At 72.3% G+C, this 2,094-nt stretch carries 2 protein-coding genes; one reads left to right on the top strand and one right to left on the bottom strand.

The window, feature by feature from the left end; translation table 11 throughout:
* Nucleotides 1–45 precede the first annotated feature (45 nt).
* Nucleotides 46–1,686, bottom strand: coding sequence for an alkaline phosphatase (locus tag HW445_RS28340; protein ID WP_180223709.1), 1,641 nt, complete (start codon nt 1,684–1,686; stop codon nt 46–48).
* A 208-nt stretch (nt 1,687–1,894) separates the two neighbouring features.
* On the opposite strand from HW445_RS28340, the gene HW445_RS28335 reads away from it, so the two are divergent.
* The coding region (locus HW445_RS28335) for a DoxX family protein (RefSeq protein WP_180223708.1) at nt 1,895–2,094 on the top strand (200 nt) is incomplete at its 3' end.

Genomic DNA, 2,094 nt, shown 5'->3' with positions numbered 1-2,094 from the left:
GACCCGCCCCGCCCCGGTCTGGGCCCGGTCTGGGCCCAGACCGGATCAGGCCGGGGTCAGGCCCGGGTTGCCGGATTCGGTCACGAAGGCGCCGGCGACCGTGAGGGGGGCGCCGGGGACGGTGACCCGGTCGACGGTCTTGAACTCCGTGCGGGCCACCCGCCGCCCCAGCTCGACCGTCGTGTAACCCCGCAGCCCGTTGTAGAACCGCAGGTGCGGGTTGCGCTCCAGGTACCCCGCCCAGTTGGCCGGCCGTGCCGCCCCGTTCCCGCCGGAGGAGACCGACGAGGTGACGACCTCCGTGCCCAGCGTCCGCGAGGACGGGTCGTCGAAGTTCTCCTTGATGTCCAGGCCGTAGTGCACGTGGACGTCACCGGTGAGGACCATGAGGTTCTCCTGGCCGGACGCCTTCCATCCCTCCAGCACCCGTCGCCGCGAGGCGGGGTAGCCGTCCCAGGAGTCCATGGAGAGGGTGGTGTTGCCCGCCGCCGGGTTGTTGCGGCGGCTGAAGGTCACCTGCTGCGGCACCACGTTCCAGAGCGCGGAGGACCGCCGCCACCCGTCCGTCAGCCACCGCTCCTGCTCCGCCCCGGTCAGCGTCATCGACTCGGCCTCGGACGCGGCGGTGGGCGTCTTCCAGCCGTCCCCGTTGGCCTGGTCGGTGCGGTACTGGCGGGTGTCCAGGATGTCGAACTGGGCGAGGTCGCCCCAGTGCATGCGGCGGTACAGCCGCAGGTCGGAGCCCTCGGGACGCTGCGCGGCGCGCAGCGGCATGTTCTCCCAGTACGCGCGGTACGCGGCGGCCCGGCGCAGCAGGAACTCCTCCGGCGGGACGGTGTTCTCCGGGGTGTCGCCCGCGTAGTTGTTCTCCGTCTCGTGGTCGTCCCAGGTCACCACGAACGGGTGGGCGAGATGGGCGGCGATCAGGTCCGGGTCGGACTTGTAGAGGGCGTACCGCAGGCGGTAGTCCTCCAGCGTCACCGTCTCGTGGTTGAAGTGGGCCGGGATCACCCGGTCCGTGTAACCCCGCCCGCCCGCCTGGGCGTTGACCGCGTACTCGTACAGGTAGTCGCCGAGGTGGAAGACCGCGTCCAGGTCCTCGCCGGCCAGGTGCCGGTAGGCGGTCCAGTGACCCTGGTCGTACCGCTGGCAGGAGACCAGGCCGAACTTCAGGGCGTCCACCCGGGCGCCGGCCCCCGGGGCGGTGCGGGTGCGGCCGACAGGGCTGATCCAGTCACCGGCGCGGAAGCGGTAGTGGTAGACGGTGCCCGGCCGCAGGTTCCGCACGTCGACGTGGACGGCGTGGTCGAACTCCGGGTGGGCCCAGGCGTGTCCGCGCCGGGCGATCCGGCGGAACCGCTCGTCGTGGGCGAGTTCCCAGTGCACGGAGATCCGCCGGTCCGGCAGGCCGCCGTCGAGCTCCAGCGGCCTCGGGGCGAGCCGGGTCCACAGCGCCACCGAGTCGGGCAGCGGGTCGCCGGACGCCACGCCGAGGGTGAACGGGTCCTCCGTCAGCCGGGCCGGCTCGAGCTCGTCGGCGGCGGCGGTCCCCGCGCCGGGAAGGTTGACCGCGAACGCCAGCGCGGCCGCCGCGCCGGTGGTGGTCAGGAATCTTCGGCGTCCCCACGCGCGTGCCGCCGAGCGGAGTTCGGACGAGTGCGAGGTCGTGCGGTCGGGCGCTGCCATGGTGGCCTTCCGGGACGGGGGCGAGGACGGGATGCGGAAGGCATTCGAACGGGACAGGACGACCCCCGGTTGTTGAGGACACGACATGCAGATGACGGCTGGGTAACCTCCCCGCGCCCCCCGGAGATCACTCGCGTGCGCGGGTGGAACGGCCGAAACGTGGGGACTCGGTGGCGGTTGGTACCGGTCATCGGTTCAGGGAGTCGACGTGACGTGTTTCGACCGGCGTGATCTCGGTCTGCTGCTGCTTCGGGCGGGCACCGGCGGGGTGCTCGTGGCGCACGGGACGCAGAAGCTCTTCGGCTGGTTCGGCGGCCACGGGCTGGAGGGCACCGGACAGTGGATGGAGTCCATCGGCTACTCGCCGGGGAAGGCCAGCGCCACCATGGCGGGTGCCTCCGAGGCGGG

It is taken from the genome of Streptomyces sp. UH6, assembly GCF_013421635.1.
GTDB lineage: Bacteria > Actinomycetota > Actinomycetes > Streptomycetales > Streptomycetaceae > Streptomyces > Streptomyces abyssomicinicus.
Note: the sequence above shows the minus strand (reverse complement) of the source record. Positions and strands in the feature narration are given on the sequence as shown.

Coding starts and splice junctions, on each gene's coding strand:
- HW445_RS28340 (WP_180223709.1), bottom strand. CDS start 1,686: ATGGCAGCGCCCGACCGCACGACCTCGCACTCGTCCGAACTCCGCTCG.